Source organism: Streptomyces sp. TOM-9, from assembly GCF_056858595.1.
The window spans coordinates 9,035,077-9,060,968 of sequence record NZ_JBXEQB010000001.1; the positions used below are offsets into that span (position 1 = coordinate 9,035,077).

Here is a 25,892-nt window from a genome sequence, read left to right on the forward strand (position 1 = left end):
CCGCGGTGCGGTCCGTGGTCCGCGGACCGCACCGCGGAAGCGGCGTTCAGCGCGTCAGAACCGCCAGGACGTCACGGGCGGCGGCACGGAACTCCTCGTCGCCGCGGATGATGTCGATCTGGACGCCGGATCCCACGATGCGGTGCTCCCCGTCGGCGAGTCGGCGTACGTGGTCGAGCTGGGAGGGGGTGAACGCGGTGGGGCCGAGGACGGTCAGGGCGTCCAGCGCGGCGAGCGCGGAGTTGAGGTGGGCGCCCGGCTCGACGGACGGAAGGACGCGGTCGACGAGTTCCGTGAGCGGGACACCGGCCGGACGGTCACTGCCGGGGCGCAGGGCCACCAGTGCACGCGCGGCGGCCCCGGCGGTGTCCGGGCGGTCGAGCATCGACAGCAGCCGCGGTACGGCCGGCTGCGCGGCGGGACCGACGAGGGCGGCGACCTCGGCGGCCCGCTTGGCGGTCCGGTCCCCCCAGGGCCTGTCGGCCCAGGTCAGGCCCTCCAGGATCATGGGCAGCACCGCCTCCTGATCACCCGTCAGCTCCCAGACCGCGGCGGCCGCTGTCAGCCCCGCCTCGACCACGGGGACGGTGGACCGCGTCTCCGCCGGTTCGGCCAGCAGCGCCAGAAGACGGGGCAGCAGCGGACGCCCCTGCTCGCCGAGCGGCGCGACGGCACGGGTCCAGTCCTCGCGCGGGCCGCCCGGCTCGTCGAGGGCGGGCCCCAGGACGGCGAGCAGGGCGGAGACGTCGCCGGTCACCGCGTGGAGCGCGGCGGCTGCCGCCTGACGGTCCGACCGGGACCCGGTCCCGGCGCAGGCCCGCAGCGCGGTGACCACGTCCGGGTCGCGCCCGGCGTCGGCTATGGCGGCGAGCGCGCGGCCGACCGGGAGGGGATGGTGGGGGAGGGCATCGATGAGTTCCGGCAGCGCGGCACGGGCCGAGGGGCCCCAGCCGGCCAGGACACCGGCGAGGTGGACCGGCTCGTTGGCGGTGGCAAGACCGCCCGCCGCCAGAGGCGCGCGTGTGCGGGGCGTCGCCGCGTCGGCTGTCCGGGCCGCGAGCCGCGCGCGGACGGCGTCGAGCAGTTCCGGGGTGCACGGCAGCGGAGCCGGAGGTCTGCGCAGGGTGCGACGGAACGCCGCGTCAAGGGCCCGCGGGCGGTCCTCGAGCTGACGCGCGAGGAGCTCCGCGGCCTCGGGCGCACCCAGCCACACCAGGGCGGCCAGGGCCCGGTCGGCGTGCTCGCCCGCCCCTTCGGCGAGGCGGACCAGCGGCGGCACCGCCTGCGGCGCGGGCTGGGACCAGTCGCGCACGGCGTCGATGACGGCGCCCGCGGTGTCCGGGTGGTCGAGCAGCGGCAGCATCGCGGGCAGCAGCCGTGCCGGGGCGGTACGGGAGCGCAGCGCGAGGCACTCGGCCGCCCAGGTCGCCTCCCCGGCGGACTCCTTGGGGTCCGCACCGGCGCGTACGGCCTCCACCGCGCGGTCGAGCGCCGAGACGGCGACGTCGATCGCCGCGTCGACGTCGCCCCGCCCGTGCAGTCCGATGACCAGGGACTCCAGCGCCTCCCGTTCCCACTGGCCGCCCACGGTGTGCGGCTCCAGCGGCGACAACGCCGCGACGACGGCGGCCGCGCCGCCACCCCACGGCTGACCGGTGTCCACGATCGCCAGCAGAGCCGCCACCCGCACCTGCGGGGACTCCGTCGCCCGCAGAGCGGCCGCACACAGCTCCTGAGCCGCGCCCCGGTCGACGGCGGTGCACGCGGTCAGCACGTCCGCCCGCACCGTCGGATCGGTCTCCGTCTCCCAACGCCGCCGCAATTCCACCCGCGCGTCCGGCCCGGCCTCCGGCCCGCACTGGGCGACCGCCCAGGCCGCGCACTGCCGCACCTCGGGGTCGGCGTCCGACAACAGGGGCAGCAGCAGCGGAAGTTGCGCGACGACCGCCGCACGCGCGGCGCCCGGCCCCTGCGGATCGTGCTCGTCCGTGCTCTCGGCGATGGCGCCCACCATGCCCAGCAGCTCCGTGCGGCGCACCCCCGCCACCGCGAGACGCGCCAGGAAAGGCACGGCCGCGACCGTCGCCCGGTACACCGTGCCCTGGTGCACGAGGCTGCCCCACAGCTCCTGCTCGGCCTCCTCCGCCGTCTCCTGGTCCGGCGAGGTCAACGCCCGCAGCAGGGCGGGGACATCACCGGCGGGACCGTAGGCATGGTGCAGCTCCGCCCAGGCGACGCGGTCCAGTTCGGCGAACACGGTGTCGAGATCCATACCTCGGATCGTGTCACGGGGGTCCGACAACGCAGGGCCCGGGCGGGAGGCCATCGCATCCCGCCCGGGCCCTGCGGTCCCCGGCCGCCTACGCGCGCGCCGCGGCGACGCTGCGCCCGCGGTCGGTCTCCGGGAAGCGGCCGAGCATGGCCCGCAGTTCGCCGCTGTCGACGTTGGCGCCGAAGGGCTCGGTGCCCGGTTCCAGGCGGACGCCCTCGGCCAGCGGGCCGGCCACGACGGGCTCAAAGCCGAGCGCGTCCACCAGGCCGGCGACCTCGGCGAGGTCGCCGGGGTCGTCGCCGGCGATGGCGATCGCCTTGCGGCCGGGCGTCCCGGCGGGCCGGGCCCCGTCCTCCAGGTCGTGGTAGCCCATGTGGTTGAACGCCTTCACCACCCGCGAATCCGGCAGGAACGCCTGGACGGTCTCGCTCGACGACGTACGCGGATCGGTGAGGTCGTCGCGTATGCCGTCGACCTCCCACCAGTAGTTCATCGCGTCGATCACGAGCTTGCCGCGCAGCGCCTCGGCCGGGACGGTGCGGTACTTGCCCAGGGGGAGGGCGAGGACCGTGAGGTCGGCCCGGGCCGCGGCCTCCGCGGCGGTGACCGCGACCGCGCCCGGGGTGAGGACCTCCACCGTGAGCGCGATGGCGGCGGGGTCGCCCGAGCCCGCGATCAGCACGCGGTGGCCCGCGGCCAGGGCCAGCCGGGCCAGTACGGTCCCGACCTTGCCCGCGCCCAGGATGCCGATCGTGCGCACGCCCTCGGTGTTCATCTAGTGGTCTCCGTTCCTTCGGTTCCGTTCCGGCGTCCGCGTCCGCGTCGGCGTCGGTGTCGGCGTCAGTCCGCGAGGATGTCGCGGACCATGGGGATCACCTTCGTGCCGAAGAGTTCGACGGCACGCATGCGGGCGCCGACCGGCTGGGGGCCCACGGTGTAGATCAGGTCGAACCGGCCGACGCCGAGGTCGCCGACGGCCTGGGCGATCTTGCGGGCGACCGTCTCGGGCGACCCGATGTAGAGGGAGCCGTGCTCGATCTCCGCGTCGTACTCCTCGCGGCGGACGGGCGGCCAGCCGCGCAATTTGCCGATGCGGTCGCGCATCACCTTGTAGCCCGGCCAGAACCCCTCCCGGGCCTCCTCGTCGGTGTCCGCGACGAAACCGGGGGAGTGCATCCCCACTGGGTGGGCGGTCGTCCCGAACTGGTCGGCGGCGCGCCGGTACAGGTCGATGTAGGGCGCGAAGCGCGTGGGGGAGCCGCCGATGATGGCGAGCATGAGCGGGAGGCCGTAGCGCGCGGTGCGGACGACGGACTGGGGCGAGCCGCCCACGCCCACCCAGGTCTTCAGGCGGCCGGACTCGGTCTTGGGGAAGACGTCGGCGTCCTTCAGCGGCGCCCGCGTGGTGCCGCTCCAGGTCACCGGCTTCTCGTCGAGGAGCTTCGCGAAGAGCTCGATCTTCTCCTCGAAGAGCACGTCGTAGTCGCTGAGGTCGTACCCGAACAGCGGGAAGGACTCGGTGAAGGAGCCGCGGCCCAGGATCACCTCGGCCCGCCCCCGCGAGAGGGCGTCGACGGTCGCGAAGCGCTGGAAGACCCGGACGGGGTCGTCGGAGCTGAGCACGGTCACGCCGGAGGCGAGCCTGATCCGCTCGGTGCGCGTGGCGATCCCGGCCAGCACGGTCTCGGGGGTCGACACGGAGTACTCGGGGCGGTGGTGCTCGCCGAGCGCGATGACGTCGACGCCGATCCGGTCCGCCAGGACGGCCTCGTCGAGCACCTGCCGGATCGCCGTGGCGTGGGAGACGGGGGCACCGGTGTCGTCCACCGGCACGTCGCCGAACGTGTCGAGGCCGAATTCGAGGTCAGACATCAGAGGGTTCCTTCGTGAGCAGTTCACGCACCATCGGGGCCACTTCCCGGCCCAGGAGCTCGATGGTGCGGGCGCGGGCCTGGCGGGGCAGGTGCATGATGTCGTACTTGAGGTCGAAGCGGTCCAGGTGGAGGTCGCGGGCGACCCGGGCGATCTTGCGGGCGACGGTCCCGGGGGAACCGACGAACAGCGCGCCGTCGACGAGTTCCGCCCGGTAGCGCTCGTAGCTGGGCTTGTAGAAGCCGCGCTCCTCGGAGATCGCGGCCACGACCGGCTCCCAGTACCGCCACCAGGTCTCGACCGCCTCTTCGTCGGTGTCGGCGACCAGGCCCAGGGAGTGCTGCCCGATGGGCTGGGCGGGGTGCCCGTACTGCTGGAGCGCCCGCTGGTAGAGGTCGACGTGGCCGGCGAAGCGTTGCGGGCGGCCCCCGATGATCGCCAGCATCAGCGGCAGGCCGTACCGGGCGGCGCGGATCGTGGAGTTGGGGCTGCCGCCCACGCCGATCCAGGTGGGGATGCCGCCCTTGCGCATGCGCGGGCGCAGGTGCTGGTCGGTCAGCGGGGACCGGACGGTGCCGGACCAGGTGACCGTCTCCTCCTGCTGCAGGCGCATGAACAGTTCGAGCTTCTCGTCGAAGAGCCGGTCGTAGTCGGCCATGTCGTGGCCGAACAGGGCGAAGGACTCGGTGACCGAGGCCCGGCCGAGGACGAGTTGGGCGCGGCCGTCCGACACCGCGTCCAGGGTGGAGAACGCGTGGTAGAGCCGCACGGGGTCGTTGGTGCTGAGCACGGTCACCGAGGTGCCGAGCTTGATGCGCTCGGTGGCGGTGGCCATCGCGGAGAGCAGGACGGGGGTGGCGGTGTCCATGTGCCCGGCCCGGTAGTGCTCGCCGACGCTGAAGACGTCGAGTCCCGCGGCGTCGGCGAGCGCGGCCTCCTCGACGAGCAGCCGGACGGTCTCGGCGTCGCCGAGCACGCGGCCGTCGTCCGTCGCGATCTCTCCGAACGAGTTCAGACCCAGTTCGAAGGCAGTGGGCGTCATGGTCCCCTCCTCCCGCCTCCGGAACGGTTCCGCGTCCGGCGGCCAAGTGATTGACGCGTCAAGCATGCATCGATATGATTGACGTGTCAAATAGAGGGGCGGTCATGGGACGCGGACACGGGCCTCTGCCCACCACGGAAGAACTCGGGATCTGGCGTGACTTCATCGAGACGACGGAGCGGCTCCGCTCCCACCTGGCGTCGCGCCTGCAGGGCGACTCGGGGCTGTCCCCCGGGGACTACGGCGTCCTGCTCGCGCTGCGGGAGGCGGAGGGCCACCGGCTGCGCTCCTCCGAGCTCGCGGCGGCGATCGGCTGGGAACGCAGCCGCCTGTCGCACCACCTCGGACGCATGGAGCGGCGCGGGCTGATCCGCCGCGTGGAGTGCACCACCGACAACCGGGGCGCCGAGGTGCTCCTCACCGACGACGGGGCCCAGGCCTTCCGGCGGGCCACGCTGCCGCACCTCGGCGCCGTCCGGGAGATGTTCGTCGACTCCCTCACGGCGGAGCAGATGGCCGCCGCGGGTGAGATCGCCCGGGCCCTGCGCGCCCGGCTGGACGCCGCTTCCGGGCCTTCCTGAGGCCGCCGGGGCCGGTCGGGGCCCGGTCGGGGACCGGTCCCTGACCGGTCAGGGCCTGGCGTAACGGTCGCTGATGACGCCGCGCAGACCCGCGGCGTTCCGCAGGCCCTGCCCCCGCGCGGCCTCGTCCTCCCAGGCCGACATGTCGGGGAGGGTGGGGATGCAGACGAGTTCTCCCATGTCCAGGCCGACGAGGGCGGCGCGGACGAAGTCGTCGGCTTCGACGAACGACTCCTGCGGGAACAGGGCGGAATCCACGCCGGAAGCCTCGAAGAACTCGGTGCGCACGGGACCCGGCAGCACGACCTGCACGCGGATGCCGCTGCCCTCGACCTCGCGTTGCAGGGCCCGCGAGAAATGAAGGTCGTAGGCCTTGCTGGCGGCGTAGGCGGTGCCGCCGGGCGGGGCGTGGAACGCGCCGATCGACGACACGTTGATCAGCGTGCCGGAGCCGTGCCGGTCGAAGGAGAGCAGCGCCGCCCGGGACAGCCGGGTCAGCGCGAGCACGTTCACCGCGACGAGACGGTCCAGGTCCGCGGGCGCGGCCTCGCGCAGCGGCCCGAGGGCCCCGAGGCCGGCCGCGTTGACGACCACGGCGAGGCCGTCGTGGTCGAGGACGGCCCGCTCCACACGGGCGAGGCCGCCCGGGTCGGCCAGGTCGGCGGCGAGCACGGTCGCCTCGAGACCGGTCTCCCGGTGCACGGACTCGGCGAGCGCGGCCAGCCGGTCCGCGCGGCGGGCGACGAGGATCGGCGCATAGCCGCGCCGGGCCAGCTGCTCGGCGTAGCAACGCCCGATCCCCGAGGACGCGCCGGTGATCAGTGCGGCTCGGGCGCGGTCTGCCTGGTCGCGGGTCATGGGCACCTTCCGGGGGCGGGCCGGACCCGTCCCGTCGCGCGGACCCGGTCCACCCATCGTCGCGGCCCGGGCCGCGCTCCGCCGCACGGGCGGCGGACGCGTCGCGGCCGCCCACGGGACCTCACGTCTCGGGCGACGACCGCCAGACCCAGTTGCGGCGCTCGTACGCCACCTGGAAGCCGAGCCGGAGCATGTTGTGCAGCGAGGAGTTGTGGGTGCCCGGTGCCTCGGCTCCGGTCTCGGCGACCAGCACACCGCAGCCGAGCTCCCGTGCCCTCCGGGCCCGTGCGGCGAGCAGGGCGGTCTGTCCGCCGCGCTTGCGGGCGTGCGGCAGCACCGCACCGGCGAACATCTGGGCCGCGTCGCCGTGGACGTGCATCGTGCCCGTGCCGACGATCTCCCCGTCCAGCCGGGCCGCGAACGGATGCCACCCGGGCCGGCTCGCCGAGGCGGCGGTCATCTGCGCGTAGTGCTCCTCGGGCATGCCGAACGCACGGGTCACCACCGCGCCCCACTCCTGGGCCTGCTCCGGCTCCAGCGGGGCCACCCAAATCCCGGCGGCGGGCGGTCCCAGCGCTTCGGCGCGCGCCACGGCCTCCTCGACCGGGCAGACGAGCTTCACCCAGGACGATCCCGCGGTGATGCCCTCGCGGCCGCGGATGTCGTCCCAGTCCTCGGGCAGGAACGCGGGCGCGATCTGGAGGACGGCCTGCGCGGTCCCCTCCGAGCGGTAGAAGTCGCACACCTCGTGGATCACCTCCGCCGTGACAGGGGTGGTGACGCCGAACCCGAGGGCCTTGCTCCAGTAGTGGGTGGGGTCGTTGCGCATCGACAGCACGACACCGCCACCGATCCGCGCGGCGTTCATCCCGAGCGCGGCCCGCACCGACCCGGGCGCCTCCGTCTCGAACCGGTACATCGCCTCGGCCTCGGACCGCTCCGCGACCGCCGGGGGGACCACTGCGTTCATGGGAGGCCTGGCTCTCTTCTCTGGTGCACGTCGCCCGCGGGCCGGAACACGACCCCTGGCGGGGAGGGGCCGCGCGGATCATATATCGACAAAGGGACGCGTCGGATTCCCGCCGCGGCGCCGGTGTCAGTGCCCTCCGGCAGAGTGCCGCCATGATCGACGAACGAGAACTCGACGCCATCGACTGGTCGTCCTTGCATCACGCGTACGGCCCCGCTGACGAGGTCCCGGCCTGGCTGAGGGACCTGGCCTCCCCGGACGCCGAGACCCGCCGGAAGGCCCTGAACCACTTCTACAGCGCCGTCCACCACCAAGGGGACGTGTACGCCAGCACGACGGCGAGCCTGCCCTTCCTGTTCGCCCTGGCCGACGACTCCGCAACGCCCGACCGCGCCTCGATCGTCGGGCTGCTGGTCAGCATCGGGCGCCATGCGGTCGAACGCTGCGGGTACGACTACGTGGACGGGCCGGACTACAAGGGCAGCGCCGTCGTCGTGCGTGAGCGTGCCGACACCTTCGTGAGCTACGCGACGGACGACGATCCCCTGGTGCGCCGGGCGGCGATCGAGGGACTGGGGCTGTTCGTCGACGACGCCGTCCGTGCGGCCGCACTGCTGCGCGACCGCCTGCCCGCCGAGGACGGGATCGAGGAGCGGCTGCTCGTCGTGGAGACGACGGCCACGCTCGTGCTGCGCCTGCCGGCGGCCCGGGACGCCGCGACCACCTGGTTCGACGCGCTGACCGCCGACGCTGCGGCGGACCCGGTCACCCGGCTCTCCGCCCTTGTCCACGGCGCCCGCTGCGCCCCGGAACGCATCGTCGCCGGCACGGTGCCCGAGGCGATCGGCCTGCTGCGGCAGAGCACACCCGCCCCGGCACCGGGGGCCGGCGACGAGGCCGCCGGCGGATGCACCGCCGGGGAGTGCCGGTGCGCCGCGTCCGAGGCACCGGCGGAGGTGCCGCAGGACGCGTCGGCGCAGAAGGTGCCGCCGCAGGTCCTCGCCGCGTTCGAGGACCTCGACCGGTACAACCGCACGCACTCCCCGCTCACATCCTTGCTGCGGACCTTCCACGAGGTGCTGGACTCCCGCGTCGCCGAGCGCACCGCGCTCCTCACCGAGCAGATCGGCAGCCCGGATCAGGCCATCCGTCATGACGCGATACGCATGGCCAAGGAGCTCATGGGCGCCTGGCGCGGCGACCACACCGCCCTGGTCACGCAGCTCGCCGCCTGCCTGCTCCCCGGCCACCCGTACACCGCCGCCGAAGCCGCCGAGGCCCTCGGCGCCCTGACCCCGATCGCCGAACCCGCCCGCGAGGCCCTCGCCGCGTACGTCGCGGCCCAACGCGACACGCACGGACCGGAGGTCTGGGCCACCCCTCGCCCGGTGCTGCGCCGTGCGCACCAACAGGCCGTCATGGCCCTCGCCCGCCTCGGCGACATGCGCGCCCTGCCCTGCCTGCTGACGGCACTGGACGGCGGCGTCGACGCCTGGCGCGCCGTGCAGGTGGCCGGCCACCTCGTCGAGGCGGCCGACCAGTTGGTGCCGCGGCTGTGCCGGCACCTCGGCGGCATCGACGTCACCACGGAGGAGTGGCAGGACATGAGCACGAACGCCGTGCTCTCCGCGCTCGCCCGGCTGGGCGACCCGGCGGCCGTGCCCGTGCTCGCCGGGACCGCCACCGCCGCCGCGGGCCACGGGCGGTGGCGCACCACCGCCGCCGCCCTCAACGCACTCGCCACCTTCGGGACCGCGGCCGCACCCGCCCTCGAAGCGGTCCGCGGGCTGGCCCGGGCCGACGACCGCTCCGCCCGGGTGGCCGCGGCGGCCGCGCTGTGGGCGGCGGAAGGTGATCCGGCCACGGTCGTGCCCCTGCTGGAGGACGTCCTCGACGGCCACCCGCACCACGAGGCGGCCGACGTGCTCGCCCGGATCGGACGGCCGGCCGCCCGTGCGCTGCCGCGCCTGCGGGAGATGCTGACCGCCGACTACGAGTGGACCCGGGTCCACGGCGCGAGCGCCCTGTGGGACGTCGGCGGCCCGGCCGAGGCAGCCGTCGTCGTACGGACCCTCCTCGCCGCGTGGGAGGAGAACGGCGCCACGTCGAACCACGTCGTGGCCTGCCTCGACCGGATGGGTCCGGCCGCGGGGGAGGCCCTGCCGCGTGTCCGCGAGGAGCTGACCCGCACCCGTCGCAGCGGCCGGTTCGGCAACGTGGAGAACGACGAGGAGTTGCAGCGGACGTGCCGCGCCCTCCTCGCACGCCTGTCCTGAACCTGCGGGGAAGGGCCTGACCGCGGCGGGGCGCGCATTCACCCCATGTGGTGCGCGTGTTCCCCGCCGGAGGACGTCTTCGCGCCGTTCTTCCCGGACTTCGCCGCGTCCGCGGGGTGGTCCGGGTGGTGCGGTTCGTAGCCCGGGATCGTTCCGTCGGGTTTGGCGACGAGGAACAGACCGGCCATCCCCATGTCGGAGTGGCTCTGGACGTGGCAGTGGTACATCCACGCGCCGGCGCCGACGTGTTCGCCCGCGATGATCTGGAAGCCGAAGGAGTCCGCCGGTCCGGTGATCTTGTTGTCGATCACGCGGCTGGGGTCGTCGGGTCCGGTCAGCAGGCCCGTCCTGTTGTCGGCCCAGCGGTGACCGTGCATGTGGAACGTGTGGTAGTACTCGCCGTGCGTGATCATGACGATCTCGACGCGGTCGCCCACCGTCGCCTCGAAGTTCGGGGTGTCGGCGCCGGACCTGTTGTTGATCGTCATGTCGTTGAAGACGATCGTGAACTGCTTGTCCGGCAGGATGTCGCCCTTCCTGCGCACGACGACCGGCCCGTAGAGGCCCTTGCGGATCCCGCCCGTTCCGTGGTCGGTGCCCACGACGTGGTCGTGGTAGTGCCAGTAGCCCGCGCTGCCCGGGCGCCACGTGCCGTCCTTGCGCCGGCCCGGGGCGTGGGTGCGCCAGGTGTACGTCCGCGTGCCGCCCGGCTCGACGTGACTGCGGGTCATCCGGGTGCCGTCGCTGGCGATGTCGTAGTCCATGCCGTGGACGTGGAGGCTGGCGTCCACGTCCGAGGCGTTCTCGAACTCGACGTGCAGGGTGTCGCCCTCGACCAGCTCGATCAGCGGGCCGGGCACGGTGGCCTTGCCCTTCTCCAGGCCGTACCCCATCCGGCCGTCCGGCAAGGTCTCGGCGTAGAGCTTGAGGTGGCGCACCTGGCCGCCGGCCGGTGCGGTGGGCGGTGAGGGCTCCGCGGAGGAAGCCGAGGGGGCGGAGGCCACCGCCAGCGAGGCCGTCCCGGTGGCGGCGACCACGCCACCGGCCAGCAGCCGCCGGTTGAAACTCCTTCTGTCCAAAGCCATACCGGTCTCTCCAGTGCCGTGAGGAGACGGTCGGGGCGCGAGGGTCCCCGGGGACGGCCACACGGTAGACCAGGGATCTCCGTTTATCCACACCCAGGACAAAGTTGGTGAGATTCCGTCCATAGCTGTTGGCGGACCGTCAAAAGCCGTCTAGCTTCAGGCGCTGTTGCTGTGACCTACGAAGGTGGGTGAACGATGCAGAGCGCACCACATCACCGGTCGAGATCCCGGCGAGGCGCGGCCGCGGTCCTGGTGACCGGGACCCTGGCGGCATCCCTGCTGGGCGGTACCACCGCCTCGGCCAGACCGTATCCGGAGCCGGTGCCGACAACGTTATCCTTGCCGTCCCCGCCGGGCGGCAAGAACGTCAAGGTCCTGGTGTTCCACGCCTCGGCCACCGAGGAGTCCCCGACCGTCGACGCGGGCATCGAGGCGATCGAGGCGATCGGCCTGACCGGGCCCGCGGCCCAGCGCTACAAGACCGTCGCGACCGACGACGCCTCGGTCTTCACCAACGCCAAGCGACTGGGCACCTTCAACGCGGTCGTCTTCCTGACCGGGGGCGGCGACGTGCTCGACCCCGAGCAGGAAGCCGGCCTGGAGGCCTACATGGAGGCCGGCGGCGGCTTCCTCGGCATCCATGACGCGGCGCGCACCGAACCGTACTCCGACTGGTTCGCCGGCCTGATCGGCGCCCGGCCCGCGGCCACCAGCCCGGCCGCCGTCCAGCGCGCCGTCGTCGAGATCCCCGACCGGACCAATCCGGCCACGAAGGACCTGCCGCTGGAGTGGAAGCGGCCCGACAAGTGGCTGAACTGGGCGAGCAACCCGACCGGCACGGTGCACACCGTCGCCAAGGTCAGGGAGAGCAGCTACACGCCGGGAACCGGCGCCAACGGCGTCGACCACCCCGTCTCCTGGTGCCGTGACTACGACGGCGGCCGGTCCTTCTACACCGGGATGGGCGGTACGGCGGAGTCGTTCGCCGAGACCGACTTCCGCGACCACCTGCGCGGCGCCCTGCAGTGGACCACCCGGCTCTCACGCGCCGACTGCAAGGCGACGATCGACGCCAACTACAGCGCGGTGAAGGTCACCCAGCCCAACCAGCCCGGACAGCAGGACCAGATCGGCGAACCGCACGGCATGGTCGTCGCCCCCGACGGGCGGGTGCTGTACATCGGCCGCGGCGGCGGCGCCAACGGCGCGCCGGTCGTGACCGACTGGAACAGCCCCGACATGGGCAAGGGCCTCGGCCAGGTCCACGTCTACGACCCGGCGACGAAGAAGGTGACCCTCGCGGGCGCCCTGACCGTCTTCGGCAACAAGGGCGGCGGCGACGAGCTCACCAAGGTCGAGGAAGGGCTGCTCGGCATCGAGCTCGACCCCGCCTTCGAGACCAACGGCTGGGTGTACCTCCACTACACCCCGCACTCCGGCCTCGACCGCGACAAGCATGTCGCGGAGCGGCGCGTCTCCCGCTTCACGCTGGACCTCGCCACCGACAAGCTGGACCTCGCCTCCGAGAAGGTCCTGCTCAAGTGGCCCGTCCAGGTCCACAGCTGCTGCCACGCCGGCGGCGGGATGGCCTGGGACTCCAAGGGCAACCTGTACATCGCCACCGGCGACAACAACTCGTCCGGATTCAGCGACGGTTACTCCGGCAACAACCCCCAGCCCAACTTCAAGGGCCTGTCCTTCGCCGACGCCCGCCGCACCGCGGGCAACACCAACAACCTCAACGGCAAGATCCTGCGCATCCACCCGGAGCCGGACGGCACCTACACCCTGCCCGAGGGGAACCTCTTCACCGGCAAGGAGCAGGACGAGGGCGGCGGCAAGACCCGCGGCGAGATCTACGTCATGGGCGTGCGCAACCCGGCGCGGATCTCGGTCGACAAGAAGACCGACATCCTCTACGCGGGCTGGGTCGGCCCCGACGCGGGTGCCCCGAGCACGACCTGGGGACCGGCGAAGTACGACACGTTCGCCGCGATCACCAAGGCGGGCAACCACGGCTGGCCGTTCTGCATGGGCAACAAGCAGCCCTACCGGGACCGCAACCTGCCGGACCCGGGCAAGCCGCTGGGCTGGTACGACTGCGACGCCCCCAAGAACGAGTCGCCGAACAACGACGGACTGGTGAACCTCCCGCCCGTCACCGGCAACACCATCTGGTACTCCCCGCAGGGCGGCGCCCCCGACTTCCCCCGGGACGCCAATGGAGTCCCGAGCTACAAGAACGAGGAGGCCACCTACCTCCTGCCCTGGCTCAAGGGCGGCGGCCAGGCCACCATGGACGGCCCGGTCTACCGCTACGACGCCACGACCGCGGGCGCCGGCGCGTGGCCGCAGTACTGGGACGGCAAGTGGTTCGTCGGCGACTTCTACGACGCGGACAACCCGCGCCACGCGGTGCTGACCGACCCCAAGACCGTCGGCAAGGGCGGGCTGCCCGTCACCGCCGGGTCGCTGAAGAAGATCATCCCGGTCGGCCAGGGCGGCATCCGCAACCTCATGGACTGGAAGTTCGCCCCGGACGGCTCGCTCTACGTCCTCGACTACGGGCGCGGCTTCTTCACCTCCGACTCCCAGTCCGCGCTGTGGCGCGTGACGTACACGGGCGGCGCGGCGACCCCCGCCGCGCAGGACCTGGTCAGGAAGGCGGCACAGTGAGACAGCGACCTCTACGCCCGCTGGCGGCCCTGCTGGGCGCGTTGCTGATGGTGCTGGGGCTCACCTCCACCGTCGCGTACGGGCGCACCGACGACCGTGCGGCGGCCGGCGGGACCACGGCCGCCGCCCAGGTGCTCACCTGGACGGCCAGCTCGCGCACCGACCGGTACGCGAGCTTCCCGACCACGGCGGTGGCCGGGCCGACGACGCTCGTCTTCGAGAACAGCGCGGCGACCGGCAACGACATCGGCATGCCGCACACGCTCACCTTCGACGTGTCGGACCCCGAGTACAACCACGACGTCCCGGTCAACATCCTCGCCAACCCGGGCGACGACACCGGCGGCCGGCACACCGTCGACGTCACCCTCACGCCCGGGCGCTACCGCTTCTTCTGCAGCATCCCCGGCCACGGCCAGATGCAGGGCATCCTCACGGTGACCGAGCCCGGCGGCGAGGACACCACCGCGCCCACCACGGCGGCCGAGGTCACGGGCCAGAAGAACGCCGACGGCGCCTACGTCGGCTCCGCCACGGTCGCCGTCAGCGCGACCGACGACGGATCCGGTGTGAAGACGGTGGAGTACGCGGTCGGCCAGGACGGCCCCTGGCAGCCGTACACCACACCGCTGGTCGTCGACCAGGTCGGCGCCCACTCCGTCCGCTACCGCGCCACCGACCAGGCGGGCAACGTCGCGGCCGAGAAGTCCGTCGCCTTCGACGTGGTCGCGCCGCCGACCGACGACACCACCGCGCCGGAGACCTCGGCGACCGTGAGCGGCGAGAAGGACGCCGACGGCAACTACCTGACGATGGCCACGGTCACCGTCACCGCCTCGGACACCGGATCGGGCGTCAACACCATCGAGTACGCGGTGGGGACCACCGGCGCCTGGCAGACCTACACCGCGCCGGTGATGGTGCACCAGGTCGGCTCGCACACCGTCCGCTACCGCGCCGCCGACAAGGCGGGCAACGCGTCGGCCGAGAAGTCCGTCGCGTTCACCGTCGTGGCGCCGCCCACCCAGGACACCACCGCGCCGCAGACCTCGGCGACCGTGACCGGCACCAGGAACTCCAACGGCGCGTACATCACCAGCGCCAAGGTCACCGTCACCGCCACCGACGAGGGCTCCGGGGTGGACCGGATCGAGTACTCCCTCGACGGCGGCCCCTACCTCGTGTACTCCGCCCCCGTCATCGTCGACCGGATCGGCTCCCACACGCTCGCCTACCGCGCCACGGACAAGGCGGGCAACACCGCCACGGCGCGCGAGGTGACCTTCACCATCGCGCAGGGCGGCGGCGTCCCGGCGCCCAACTGCCCCGAGTACGACGAGCGGCTGACCGTCATCGTCGGCACGGTGGACTCGGGTGTGCCGAACCGGCTCACCCGCAGCCGCTGCACCATCAACGAGCTGATCGAGGACGAGAAGGACTGGTCCTCGCACGCCCTGTTCCTCAAGCACGTCGACGGCGTGCTCGACGGGCTGCTCGCCGACAACGTCATCGACCAGCGCGAGTTCAACAAGATCACCAAGGCCGCCAAGCAGTCGAAGATCGGCAAGCCCGGCCAGACGCAGGGCTACCGCGACCTGTTCGACGGCACCGAGGCCTCCCTGGCGAAGTGGGAGCAGGTCGGCGGCGGCCGCTTCACCCTCTCCGGCGACGGCGCCATCACCAGCAGCACCACCGTCCCCGGCATGGGCATGCTGTGGTTCCCGGAGCGCAAGTACGGCGACTTCTCGCTCAAGCTCCAGTTCCGCGACGACGCCCCGGGCACCGGCAACGCCAACGGCGGTGTCTTCATCCGCTTCCCGGACGTCCACGACCACCCCGAGGAGTCCCGCCCCGAGTGGGTCGCCATCAACTACGGGCACGAGATCCAGATCCTCGACCGCCCCGACGGCGACATGTACAAGACCGGCTCCGTCTACGGCTTCGACCGCGTGGGCCTCGGCGGCGCCGGCGTGACCCCGAAGGGCACCTGGAACGACTACGAGATCCGCGCCGAGGGCCAGCACTTCACGGTCCTGCGCAACGGCGTCGTCATCAACGAGTTCGACAACGTCGGCGGCCAGGTCTTCACCCCGCCGCGCGCCGGGGACCCGGGCACCGACGGCCGGCGCTACGCCACCGGCTACATCGGCCTCCAGGTCCACAGCACGACGGACGTGATCTCCTACCGCGACATCCGCATCAAGCAGTTGTGATCCGCCATCCCTGACCGCTTCCCGGGCCCTCCCCGCACCCGCGGGGAGGGCCCACCGCGTCGCCCGGGCAGCCGGTCCCGGGACCGGTCCTCATCTGGGCACGACACCGCCCCAAGCGGTAGAACCTTGGCATGCCGAGCTTCGAGGTCACTTCGATAGGTACGGTCCGGAACGACCGGACGGACGTCCAGCACACGGACAACTGGGGCGCCGTCCGCAGCACGATCACCGTCGACGAGCGCTTCGGCGAGGCGTGCCTGCAGGGTCTGGAGGGCTTCTCCCACGTGGAGGTCCTCTTCGTCTTCGACCGGTTCCCGGAGAGCGACGACCACCGCGAACCCCGCCCCTACCGCGGCCGCTCCGACCTGCCGCCCGTCGGTGTCTTCGCCGGCCGCGGCCCCCGCAGGCCGAACCGCATCGGGGTGACGTGCTGCGCCATCGAATCGGTCCACGGCCGCGAACTGACGGTGGTGGGCCTCGACGCGGTCTCGGGCACCCCGGTCATCGACCTGAAGCCGACGATGGTGGAGTTCCGCGCGGTGGACGTCAAGCAGCCGGAATGGGTCGGCGATCTGATGTCGGAGTACTTCCAGCCGTAGCCGGCGCGATGAGGTCGTGGGCGAGGGTGTCCAGGACCCAGGCGAGTTCATGGCGGCTGAGCGGACCGGCCGGCAGGGCCCGTACGCCGTGGGCGGCGCCGAGGAGGGCGCCGGTGACGGCGGCGACGCACGCGCTGTCAGGCGCCGCGGCGGCGAGGTGGAGGGCGTCGCCGATCTGGTGCCGGTGGGGGAAGGAAGCGGCGCAGTAGAGGGCGCCGCGCAGCGCTGAGGGAGCGGTCGCGTCCGGGGCGAGGGCGGCGAGCCGTCGCGGGTCGGCCGGGTCGTCCGTGGCCTGCCGGTACGCCGTGTGGAGGTCGCCGGGAACGCCGGTGTCGCCGAGGGCGTCCAGGCCGGCTCGCAGGGCGATGTGGAGTTGCGAATGCTCGGCGAACAGGGGTTCCTGGGCCTCCGCAGTGCCGGTCAGGCAGTGGTGGAGCAGCACGGTCGCGTGGGCCGCCGCGGAGTCGGCGGCGATCTCGCGTGCCCAGGCGGCCGCTTGGGCCGGGCCGTGCGTGGCGCCGGTGACGGCGACGGGGAGGACGGCGGGGAGGACGGTGGCGAGGACGGTGGCGAGGAAGTCCGGCTCCTCGCCGCGCGGTTCGGCCAGTGCGGGGACGCGAGCGAGCCAGCCGTCCGGCTGGTGGCCGCCTGCCTCCTGGAGGGCGGCCCGTCGGCCGTGGGCGCGCCGCACGGCTGACGGGAGATGACCGGTGCCGTGCCGGGCACCGGTCCGTGCGCGGATGATGCCTTCGACGGTGAAGCAGGCCAGTTGCGTGCCGGCGCCGGCCCTCAGCGGGCCGCGGTCCGGCAGTGTGCCCTGGGCGGAGCCCCGTGTGTCGCCCAGGGCCAGGCCGAGCAGCAGCCCGCGCACGCGGGACAGTGTGTACCGCGGCAGTGGCGGCCGTTCGCCCTCGTGCTCCGGCTCCTCCTCGGGGTCGGAGGTGTCGATGCCGTCGGCGGCGTCCTCCTCCGGGGAGGCGGCGCGCGCCGCCGGCACGGCCGCCGCGGGGGCTTTTGTGCCGTACGCGGCGGCCGGGGCGGGTGCCGCGGTCAGTGCCCGTAGGGCGTCGCGGAGTTCAGGGTGGGCCGGCACCGGGTACGACCCGCCCGGCGCTCCGCCGGCGAGATGGCTGTAGACGGCGGCGACGGCGGCGGTCCGGCTCTGCCCGGCCGACGAGTGGAGCAGGACCTTCTTGCCCGCGCGCCGCAGCCGCAGCACCTGCCGGGCGGCCTGGTCCAGCACGAAGGCGAGGTTGGCGTTGTCTCCCGGGCCGTCCCGCAGCCACACCTGTATGTGCTCGACGTCGGCGCCGGGCAGCACGGGCGCCGTTCCCGTACGGCACAGCGACACCACGGCGTCGACCGGGACCGGCTCGGCGCCCTGGGCCAGGGCCAGGTTGCCCAGCATCACACCGGGGTCGTGCGGGTGGGCGACGGCGAGGCCGGTGGGGGAGTGGGACGGCAGCGGCATGCGCGGTGCCGAGGGCCAGCCGTCATCGTCGTCGGCCCCGTCCCTGGCGGTGAGGACCGCGAGCCGTACCAGGTCGGGCCCGCTCAGGCCGGGCCAGCCGTGGACGGCCCGCTGCCAGTCCAGGGGGATGCCGGAGCAGCCCCAGCGCGCGCCGAGCAGAGCGCCGGCGATCGCCGCGACGGTGTCGGTGTCGTGACCGGCCCGTACCGCCGCCGCCAGCGCCTGCCGCAGGTGCCCCGCGGGGAAACGGCCCTTTCCGGGGTCGAGTTCGGGCACGGGGGTACGGGTGATCGCCGACCAGGCCGCCTGGAGCGCCCGGACGACCCAGCCGTTGTCGGCGAAGTGCCCGGGCGGCGCGGCCTCCGCCTCGTCCAGCCGCTTCGCCCATGTGTCCCGCCGTACGGGCGGGAGGAGGTCGAGCCCGGCCCGCACACCGTCGAAGGTGCCGTGCAGCACGGCGGTGCGGATGCCGGAGCACCACAGGACGCAGGCGTCGGCGCAGTCGGGGTCCGGGTGGGTGAGCGCGCTGACCGCGGTGGCGGCCTCGGCCATCGCGGCGGCGTCCCCGAGGTTCGCGAGCGCCACGACCCCGGTGCGCATCAGCGAGCCGTTCCCCGCGGTGAGCCGGTGCCCGGCGGCGTACCGGCGGGCGGCCTCCCGCAGCGCCTCCGCCGGGCTTCCGGGCAGCGCTTCGGAGGCGCCCAGCACGGAACGGGTCTGGGCGCCGACGTCGCTGGCCCCGCCGTCCACCCAGTGCCGGAAGCCGGCGGCGATCGCGTCCAGGGCCGCGGGGCTGCGCAGGTCCGCCCCGGTCGCCGCGACCTGGGCGACGCACACCTGCGTCTGGGTGTCGTCGGAGTACTCGCCGGGCCGGTACGGCCCCAGACCGCCGCCGATCATGCCCGGCTGCTGGTCCTCGCGCAGGGTCGCCTTGAACTCGTAGGGCACGCCCAGCGCGTCACCGACGGCGGCCCCGAGCAGCACCCCGGCCGCGCGGTCGATGCCCCGGGCGTCGAGGCGGGGGCCGGGTGTGCGGGTCATGGCGGGTCAGCCTGGCACGTCGGCCTGCCTGTTCTCAAGGCGCCGCCGTGGGGCGCGCAGGAGCGTCCGATCCGACGGGTCGTCAGCTAGCGTGGAAGGGTGATCAAGCAAGCCACCGGGGAACGCCGCGCGCGGAGCGCGTACGTCGCGGCGTCGGGCGTGTTCGCGGTCGGCATGGCGGGCACCACGCTGCCGACATCGCTGTACGGGCTCTACCGGGAGCAGATCGGCTTCTCCGAACTGGTCGTCACGGTGGTCTTCGCGGTCTACGCGATCGGAGTGATCGCCGCGCTGCTGGTCGCCGGGGACTTCTCCGACGTCCTCGGCCGGCGTCCGGTGCTGTTCGCCGCGCTGGGCCTGTCGCTGCTGAGCGCGGTGTGCTTCCTCTTCGAGAGCGGCCTGCCGCTGCTGTTCGCGGGGCGGCTGCTGTCGGGGTTCTCGGCCGGTCTGCTCAGCGGGGCCGCGACGGCCGCGGTGCTCGAACTGGCGCCCCCGGACCGGCGCGCACGCGCGGGCCTCGCGGCCACCGCCGCCAACATGGGCGGCCTCGGCTGCGGGCCGCTGCTGTCGGGGGTCCTGGCGCAGTACGCGCCGTGGCCCCTCCGGCTGCCCTTCCTGGTGCACATCGTCCTGCTGCTGGCGGCCTACGCCGTCGCGCGCGCCCTGCCCGAGACGGTGGCGGTGCGCAGCCCGCGTCCCCCGCTGCGTCCTCAGGGCATGGTCGTCCCGCCGCCGACGCGGGCGGCGTTCGTCCCCGCCGGGCTGGCGGCGTTCGCCGGCTTCTCCATGCTCGGCCTGTTCACGGCGGTGGCGCCGAGCTTCCTCGCCATGACGCTGGGGGAGCACAACCTGGCCGTAGACGGCCTCGTCGTCTTCTCCGTGTTCTGCGCGTCCACCGCCGGGCAGATGCTGATGGGCCGTCTGGGCGTCCGGCGCGCACTGCCGGCCGGATGCCTGGCGCTCACGGCGGGCATGGCCGTGGTCGCGGCCTCGCTGGTGGTGGAGTCCCTGCCGGTACTGGTGGTGGGTGCCCTGGTCGGCGGCCTCGGGCAGGGGATGTCGTTCCGCGCGGGCCTGACCGGCGTGAGCGCGGTGGCCCCCGACGAGCACCGCGGCGCGACAATCTCGGCCTTCTTCGTCGCCGCCTACGTCGGCATCTCCGTACCGGTGGTCGGGGTCGGCGCCCTGAGCCTGGCGCTCGGACTGCGGGACGCGGGCGTGGTCTTCGCGCTGTACGTGATCCTGGTGTCCGCCGCCGTCGGCGTCTTCCTGCTGCGCCGGCCGCTGCGTACGCGGTGACGTGACGGAGGCCGCGCAGCGCATGCGGGGCACCGGAACCCCACCCCGCACCCGCACCTGACACCGCGCTTCGACCCGAGCGCCGCTCCAGGAATCAGCGCCTCAACCGACATGCGCCGCTGCGCTGTTCGAGGCTGTCAAGATCTGTTCGAAATCTCAGGGATGTGATCGTATTCGCCCAGGAAAACGCAAGGAGGAACAGTGCTGTTCACCACGGCCCGAAGAACGGGCTTGGCGGCTCTGGGCACCGCCACCGCCGTACTCGTCACTCTCCTGAGCCCCGCGTCGGCGGGGGCGGCCGCGTCCGCCGCACCGCCGGAAGGGCCGCCGGCCCCCGCCGGGGGTCGGGTGAAGACCGTGACCCTCATCACCGGGGACAAGGTCGTCGTCACCCCGGGGACCGGCGGCGCGCGGGACTCGCTGAGCGTCGAGCGCCGTCCCGGGGCCGCCGGTTCGGTGCGCATCGTCACCGAGGCGGGCGACACCTACGTCTACCCGGACGACGCCCTCGCGTACGTGGCGGCGGACCGCCTCGACAAGCGCCTCTTCAACGTCACCGGGCTGATCGCGCAGGGCTACGACGACGCGCACGCCCCGCGGCTGCCCCTGATCGTCACCGGCGGGAACCACGCCGCCCTCCGCCGCGGCGGCTCCGCCCTGCCCGGTGCGGAGACCCGCCGCGATCTGCCCTCCGTCGGCGGCGCCGCCCTCGCGGCCGACCGGTCGGAAGCGGCCGACGCCTGGGCCGTGCTCACCGCGGGCGGCGCCGGCTCCTCCGGGCAGGAGGCGACCGGGTCCCGCCGTGCCGCCGCGGTCCCGTCGTTCACCGGCGGCATCGACAAGATCTGGCTGGACGGCAGGACGAAGGCGACGCTCGCCGACACCACGGCCCAGATCGGCGCGCCGCAGGTCTGGGAGTCGGGGGACACCGGCTCCGGCGTCAAGGTCGCGGTGCTGGACACCGGCGCCGACACCGGGCACCCGGACCTGAAGGACCGGATCGTCAGCACCCGCAGCTTCGTTCCCGACCAGGACGTGCCGGACGGCAGCGGCCACGGGACCCACGTCGCCTCCACCGTCGCCGGCACCGGTGCGGCGTCGGACGGCAAGGAGAAGGGCGTGGCCCCCGGCGCCGACCTGGTGGTCGGCAAGGTGCTCGGCAACCGCGGCGAGGGACAGGAGTCCTGGGTCATCGGCGGCATGGAGTGGGCCGCGCGCACGGAGCACGCCAGGGTCGTCAACATGAGCCTGGGCAGCGCCGAGCCGAGCGACGGAACGGACCTGATGAGCCGGAGCCTCAACGCGCTGAGCGCCGAGACGGGCACGCTGTTCGTCGTCGCCGCCGGCAACAGCGGCCGGGGGTCCACGCCGTACACCATCGGTTCCCCGGCCGCCGCCGACGCCGCGCTGACCGTGGGCGCGGTCGGCCCCTCCGACGACCTCGCGTTCTTCTCCAGCGTCGGACCGCGGGTCGGCGACGAGGGCGTCAAGCCCGACCTGACGGCCCCGGGTGTGGACGTCCTGGCCGCCCGGTCGCAGTACGCGAGTGGGGGAGAGGGCCCCTACACCACGATGAGCGGGACCTCGATGGCCTCCCCGCACGTCGCGGGCGCCGCGGTCCTACTGGCGCAGCGGCATCCCGACTGGCCGGGCAGCCGGTTGAAGGACGCCCTGATGAGCACCAGCAAGGCGACGCCGTACCTGACCGCCTACCAGGGCGGTTCGGGGCGTGTCGACGTCGCGGCCGCGGTCCGCGCCCGGGTCACGGCGACCGGTTCGGTCTTCCGCTTCCTCCGGTGGCCCAACGGCGGCACCGGCCCCGTCACGCAGGGGATCACGTACACCAACTCCGGGGACGAGCCGCTGACGTTGCGCCTCGCGGTGGAGGCGGGTGCCCCGGACGACGGCGTGTTCTCCCTCTCCGCCGACCAGGTCACCGTGCCGGCCCACGGCAGCACCGTGGTGGAGGTCGGCGCCGACCCGTCCGGCCTCGCACGGGGCGACCACACCGCCCAGGTCGTCGCCCGCGACGCCACCGGCGCGGCGGTCGCCCACACGGTCGCCGGCATCGGCCTCGAGCCGGAGCGGTACGACCTCGGCATCACCATGAAGGACCGCTCGGGCGAGCCGATGAGCGGCTGGATCCACCTCAAGGGCGCCCTCAGCAGGTCCACCACCGCGTACGAGATCCCCGCGAGCGGGGAGCTGACCCTGCGTCTGCCCGCCGACACCTACACGGTGGTGTCGTACGCGGACGTCGTGGGCACCCACGGCCCGAGTTCCCGCGGCATCGCCCTGCTGAGCGCCCCCGAGGTGGACCTGACCGCGGACCGGCAGGTCGTCCTCGACGCCTCCACGGCGCACCAGGTGCGGGCCGTCACACCGAAGCCCACCACGCTCGTGAACACCCGGCTGGACTTCTTCCGCTCCTTCACCTCCACCGAACCCGGCCCCGCTGACTACGGCGCGGTCAGGGAGAACGTGATCGTCGGCCCGGGTTACGACAGCGTCTGGGCCCAGCCGACCGGCGCCAAGGTACGGCATGGCAGCTTCGTGTTCGCCACCCGCCTGCGGGCCCAGCAGACGCCGCTCGACCTGTCCTACGGCGGCGGCAGGATCGACGACGCGCTCGCCCAGGAGGGAAGCGCGGCCCTGCCGGATGGCACGTCGACACCGGACGCGGTGTTCGCCGGCGCCGGTTCGCCCGAGGAGTTCGCCAGGGCGCGAGCCCGCGGCAGGGTCGCCGTGGTCCGCCACAGCGCCGAGGTCGCGCCCTCGGAGCAGGCGTCGGCCGCGAAGGCGGCGGGCGCCAGAGCGCTGCTCGTGGTCAACGACGGAGTGGGGCGGCTGGCCGCCTGGTACGGGTCGCCGGACTACACCGCCGACTCGGACGTGCCCGTGGTGTCGGTGACCAAGGACGAGGGCGAGGCACTGATCGCGAGGATCGCCTCGGCGCGCGAGCACCGGGTCGGACTCCGGGTGGCGGCCCACCCGTCCCCCTCGTACCTGTACGACCTGGTCAAGTACCACGCGGGCGCCGTGCCCTCGGACGTGGCCTACCGGGCCGACCCGGACCGCCTGGCGCGCGTCGACGTCGACTTCGCCCAGCCGCGGGGCAAGCAGGCCCTGGAGCGCAGGACGGACTACCCGGCGTACGAGTGGGCCGCGGGGTACTCCTTCGGACTCGAGCCCATGGCACCCGGACGGCGTACCGACTGGGTGACCGCGGGCGAGGACGCCACGTGGCAGCAGACCGCGTCGGTCAGCGGCTGGGTGGGCGCGACGAACAGTCCCACGTCCTACCGGCCGGGCAGCGTCCAGCAGGAACGGTGGCTAGGCCCGGTCCTGCGGCCTCGCATGTCCGACGGCGACTCCCAGGTGCGGGACGACACCTCCCTCTCGCTGGTCGTCCCGGGCTGGAGCGACTCGGGCGCCCCGCACACGGGCTCCGCGGGAACCGAGACGATGACCGCACGCACCTCACTGCTCCAGGGCGGCACCACGCTGCTGACCACCGACAGCGCCTACGTCAACGCCTTCGACCTGCCGGCCGAGTCGCTGCCGTACCGCCTGGTCGTCGACACCGCGGGTGATCCGGCGCTGAGCCCGTACTCGTCGAAGACCCACACGCAGTGGGACTTCGTCTCGGGCAAGGCGCAGTCCGGGACCGTGCCGCTGGTCCAACTCGACTACGGCACGGAACTCGACGCCGCGGGCAGGGCGCGCCGCACGCAGGAGGTCACCGTCACCCCCTCGGTGCTCGGCACGTCCGCGAAGGACGCGGTGTCCTCGGTCCGGCTCGAGGTCTCCTACGACGACGGAGCGTCCTGGCACCGCCAGGACCTGAAGGTCCGTCAGGGGTCCTGGCGGGCCACCCTGCACGCCCCCTCCTCGGCCGCGTTCGTGTCGCTGCGCACCAGCGCCACGGCACGCGCCGGGGGATCGGTCGCGCAGACCGTCATCCGGGCCTTCGGCCTGAAGTGACGCCCGGGGGCCGGTGCCGCGCACACACCGCGGCACCGGCCCCGCGGGCCCCGGCGTCCGGCCGGGCGCTTTCGTCCCGCCGCGGTGCCATACTCCGGTGCATGCGGGGGGACTTCGCCAAGACAGTGCCCAAAGTGCCGTGTCTCATTGCCGTCTGCTGCCTGCTCCTGACGCTGGGCGTCGCCTGGTTCCTCTACGGCCAGGTCCGGGGCGCCGACCGGATCGACGCCTCGCCCGTGCGGGTGGACGGCGTGATCGAAGAGGTGACGTTCGGCAGGGGCACGAGTGCGCGTGTCGGGTACGAGGTCGCCGGGCGGCCCCTTGCCGACCGTGACCTGCCCGTGTCGCAGATGCCGGGCCGCGTCGCCGTGGGTGCCCACCCGTGCCTGGAGGCGGCAGCGGACGACCCCCGGTCGGTACGCCTGTGCGGCCGGCGCTACCCGGCAGGTGACGACATGCCGCCGACCGCCGTCCTCGGCATCGGCGCCGGCGCCGCCGGCACACTCTGCGCCGCCGCCTTCGCGGTGTCCGGGTACCGCGACCGTTGCCCGCAGGCCCCCGGACGACCGGCCTCGGCCGGACCGCCCGCCGCGGAAGCGGGTGTCCGATGACGCACCCGGGAAGGAGCGGGGAACTCCGCCTGCCCGCCGCATGGGGGGCAGGCACGGCCGTCGCGGCGCTGCTCGTCATCGGCCTCGGCCTCGCCGGGAGCTACCACGGCGGCATCATCGGCGCGCTGCTGCTGGCCGTCCTCGCCGGCACGGCGGGAGTCCTCCCCTCCTACGGCCTCGCCCGTGTGTGGCGGACCCGCGACCACCGCACCCCCGGCTGGCTCGTCCACCTGACCGCCGCCCTCGCGTGGTCGGCCACCCTGTCGCTCCTCACGAGCGCCGTGCTCCTGGGGCTGCCCCACGGTTGGGGAACGGCGCTGTCCTGGAGCGACATACGCCTGCGCACCACGTGGATCGGCGCCGTCGTGACCCCCTCCGCCCTCGGCGCGTACGCCGTGACCCTCCCCGTGGTGCGCAGCCGGACCGGCGACCCCCGCAGGGGCGGCCGTCACCGCTGAGGTGCCCCACGAGGGGACATGACCTTTGACGGGCGATATCTGGATGTTTATTATCCAGATATGCGAACGGGTAAGGGCGTCGAGTGGGCGGTGCACACACTGCTCAACCTCGCGTGGCTCGGGGACGGCGAGCCGGTCCCGACCGCGCAGCTGGCCGCCGGTCACGATCTGTCGGCGTCCTACCTGAACAAGCAACTCCAGCAGCTCGTCAAGGCGGGGCTGCTGGAATCCGTGCCGGGTGCGCGGGGCGGCTTCCGGCTGGCCCGCCCACTGGAGGCGGTGTCGATGCTGGACGTGGTCCTCGCCGTCGAGGGCGACGACCCCCTGTTCCGCTGCGCCGAGATCCGCCGCTGCGGCACGATCGGCGAACGGGTGCCGGCGGGCGGCTTCCGCCGCCCCTGCGCGGTGAACAGCGCCATGGGGCGGGCCGAGCTGGCCTGGCGGAAGGCGCTGGCCGAGCAGAGTCTCGCCGAGGTGCGGGCGGAGGCCGAAGCGCACGCTCCCGCGGTGGGGTCGTACGTACGCGGAGGGCTCGGGCGCGACTGAGCCCGCTTCCGGTGCTGGGCGCCCTTTGCTCCCGCGGA

At 73.6% G+C, this 25,892-nt stretch carries 18 protein-coding genes; 10 read left to right on the top strand and 8 right to left on the bottom strand.

Annotated features, from left to right (window positions below; genetic code table 11):
• Positions 1-46: 46 nt before the first annotated feature.
• The 4 genes from AC1VWI_RS41410 to AC1VWI_RS41425 all read right to left on the bottom strand — a co-directional run bounded on the left by AC1VWI_RS41410 (position 47) and on the right by AC1VWI_RS41425 (position 5,186).
• The gene (locus AC1VWI_RS41410; RefSeq protein ID WP_499516215.1) at positions 47-2,272 is read right to left on the bottom strand and encodes a HEAT repeat domain-containing protein; all 2,226 of its coding nucleotides are present in this window, start codon (positions 2,270-2,272) and stop codon (positions 47-49) included.
• Positions 2,273-2,360: 88 nt separating this feature from the next.
• Positions 2,361-3,047, bottom strand: a complete 687-nt coding sequence (locus AC1VWI_RS41415) for an NADPH-dependent F420 reductase (RefSeq protein ID WP_499516216.1) — start codon at positions 3,045-3,047, stop codon at positions 2,361-2,363.
• A 65-nt stretch (positions 3,048-3,112) separates the two neighbouring features.
• The gene (locus tag AC1VWI_RS41420) at positions 3,113-4,144 is read right to left on the bottom strand and encodes an LLM class flavin-dependent oxidoreductase (RefSeq protein WP_499516217.1); all 1,032 of its coding nucleotides are present in this window, start codon (positions 4,142-4,144) and stop codon (positions 3,113-3,115) included.
• A complete protein-coding gene (locus AC1VWI_RS41425) occupies positions 4,137-5,186 on the bottom strand; it encodes an LLM class flavin-dependent oxidoreductase (protein WP_499516218.1) in 1,050 nt (349 codons plus the stop codon). The genes AC1VWI_RS41420 and AC1VWI_RS41425 overlap by 8 nt, the downstream gene beginning before the upstream one ends.
• A 104-nt stretch (positions 5,187-5,290) precedes the next feature.
• Here AC1VWI_RS41425 and AC1VWI_RS41430 point away from each other — a divergent pair, with 104 nt between their 5' ends.
• Positions 5,291-5,767 carry a MarR family winged helix-turn-helix transcriptional regulator gene (locus AC1VWI_RS41430; protein ID WP_499516219.1) on the top strand — a complete coding sequence of 159 codons (477 nt, stop codon included), beginning with the start codon at positions 5,291-5,293 and terminating at the stop codon, positions 5,765-5,767.
• A 48-nt stretch (positions 5,768-5,815) separates the two neighbouring features.
• Here AC1VWI_RS41430 and AC1VWI_RS41435 read toward each other — a convergent pair whose 3' ends face one another.
• Both AC1VWI_RS41435 and AC1VWI_RS41440 read right to left on the bottom strand, forming a co-directional pair.
• On the bottom strand, positions 5,816-6,625 hold the full coding sequence (locus AC1VWI_RS41435) for an SDR family NAD(P)-dependent oxidoreductase (RefSeq protein ID WP_499516220.1): 810 nt from the start codon (positions 6,623-6,625) through the stop codon (positions 5,816-5,818).
• Between the two features lie 121 nt (positions 6,626-6,746).
• On the bottom strand, positions 6,747-7,595 hold the full coding sequence (locus AC1VWI_RS41440) for a GNAT family N-acetyltransferase (RefSeq protein ID WP_499516221.1): 849 nt from the start codon (positions 7,593-7,595) through the stop codon (positions 6,747-6,749).
• A gap of 152 nt (positions 7,596-7,747) precedes the next feature.
• Here AC1VWI_RS41440 and AC1VWI_RS41445 point away from each other — a divergent pair, with 152 nt between their 5' ends.
• Complete coding sequence (locus AC1VWI_RS41445; RefSeq protein ID WP_499516222.1) at positions 7,748-9,871, top strand: HEAT repeat domain-containing protein; 2,124 nt, start codon at positions 7,748-7,750, stop codon at positions 9,869-9,871.
• Positions 9,872-9,909: 38 nt separating this feature from the next.
• Here AC1VWI_RS41445 and AC1VWI_RS41450 read toward each other — a convergent pair whose 3' ends face one another.
• Positions 9,910-10,950, bottom strand: a complete 1,041-nt coding sequence (locus AC1VWI_RS41450) for a multicopper oxidase domain-containing protein (RefSeq protein WP_499517040.1) — start codon at positions 10,948-10,950, stop codon at positions 9,910-9,912.
• A gap of 201 nt (positions 10,951-11,151) precedes the next feature.
• Between AC1VWI_RS41450 and AC1VWI_RS41455 the strand changes: the two genes are divergently transcribed.
• From AC1VWI_RS41455 to AC1VWI_RS41465, 3 genes are all read left to right on the top strand, one after another.
• Positions 11,152-13,632 (top strand): ThuA domain-containing protein, encoded by a 2,481-nt coding sequence (locus AC1VWI_RS41455; RefSeq protein ID WP_499516223.1) that lies wholly within the window; start codon positions 11,152-11,154, stop codon positions 13,630-13,632.
• Positions 13,633-13,679: 47 nt separating this feature from the next.
• On the top strand, positions 13,680-15,845 hold the full coding sequence (locus tag AC1VWI_RS41460; RefSeq protein WP_499517041.1) for an OmpL47-type beta-barrel domain-containing protein: 2,166 nt from the start codon (positions 13,680-13,682) through the stop codon (positions 15,843-15,845).
• Between the two features lie 131 nt (positions 15,846-15,976).
• Positions 15,977-16,444 carry an SAM-dependent methyltransferase gene (locus AC1VWI_RS41465; protein WP_499516224.1) on the top strand — a complete coding sequence of 156 codons (468 nt, stop codon included), beginning with the start codon at positions 15,977-15,979 and terminating at the stop codon, positions 16,442-16,444.
• Here the strand turns inward: AC1VWI_RS41465 and AC1VWI_RS41470 are convergent.
• Positions 16,392-18,956, bottom strand: a complete 2,565-nt coding sequence (locus AC1VWI_RS41470) for an ADP-ribosylglycohydrolase family protein (protein ID WP_499516225.1) — start codon at positions 18,954-18,956, stop codon at positions 16,392-16,394. The two genes, AC1VWI_RS41465 and AC1VWI_RS41470, sit on opposite strands and share 53 nt — an antisense overlap.
• A gap of 99 nt (positions 18,957-19,055) precedes the next feature.
• Between AC1VWI_RS41470 and AC1VWI_RS41475 the strand changes: the two genes are divergently transcribed.
• From AC1VWI_RS41475 to AC1VWI_RS41495, 5 genes are all read left to right on the top strand, one after another.
• Positions 19,056-20,255, top strand: coding sequence for an MFS transporter (locus AC1VWI_RS41475; RefSeq protein ID WP_499516226.1), 1,200 nt, complete (start codon positions 19,056-19,058; stop codon positions 20,253-20,255).
• A gap of 357 nt (positions 20,256-20,612) precedes the next feature.
• Positions 20,613-24,239 (top strand): S8 family serine peptidase, encoded by a 3,627-nt coding sequence (locus AC1VWI_RS41480; protein WP_499516227.1) that lies wholly within the window; start codon positions 20,613-20,615, stop codon positions 24,237-24,239.
• Between the two features lie 134 nt (positions 24,240-24,373).
• A complete protein-coding gene (locus tag AC1VWI_RS41485) occupies positions 24,374-24,850 on the top strand; it encodes a hypothetical protein (RefSeq protein ID WP_499516228.1) in 477 nt (158 codons plus the stop codon).
• Entirely contained in the window at positions 24,847-25,308 is a 462-nt protein-coding gene (locus AC1VWI_RS41490) for a hypothetical protein (protein ID WP_499516229.1), read from the top strand. Before AC1VWI_RS41485 ends, AC1VWI_RS41490 begins: the two co-directional genes overlap by 4 nt.
• 60 nt (positions 25,309-25,368) lie before the next feature.
• Entirely contained in the window at positions 25,369-25,854 is a 486-nt protein-coding gene (locus AC1VWI_RS41495) for an RrF2 family transcriptional regulator (protein ID WP_499516230.1), read from the top strand.
• The last annotated feature ends 38 nt before the right edge of the window (positions 25,855-25,892 follow it).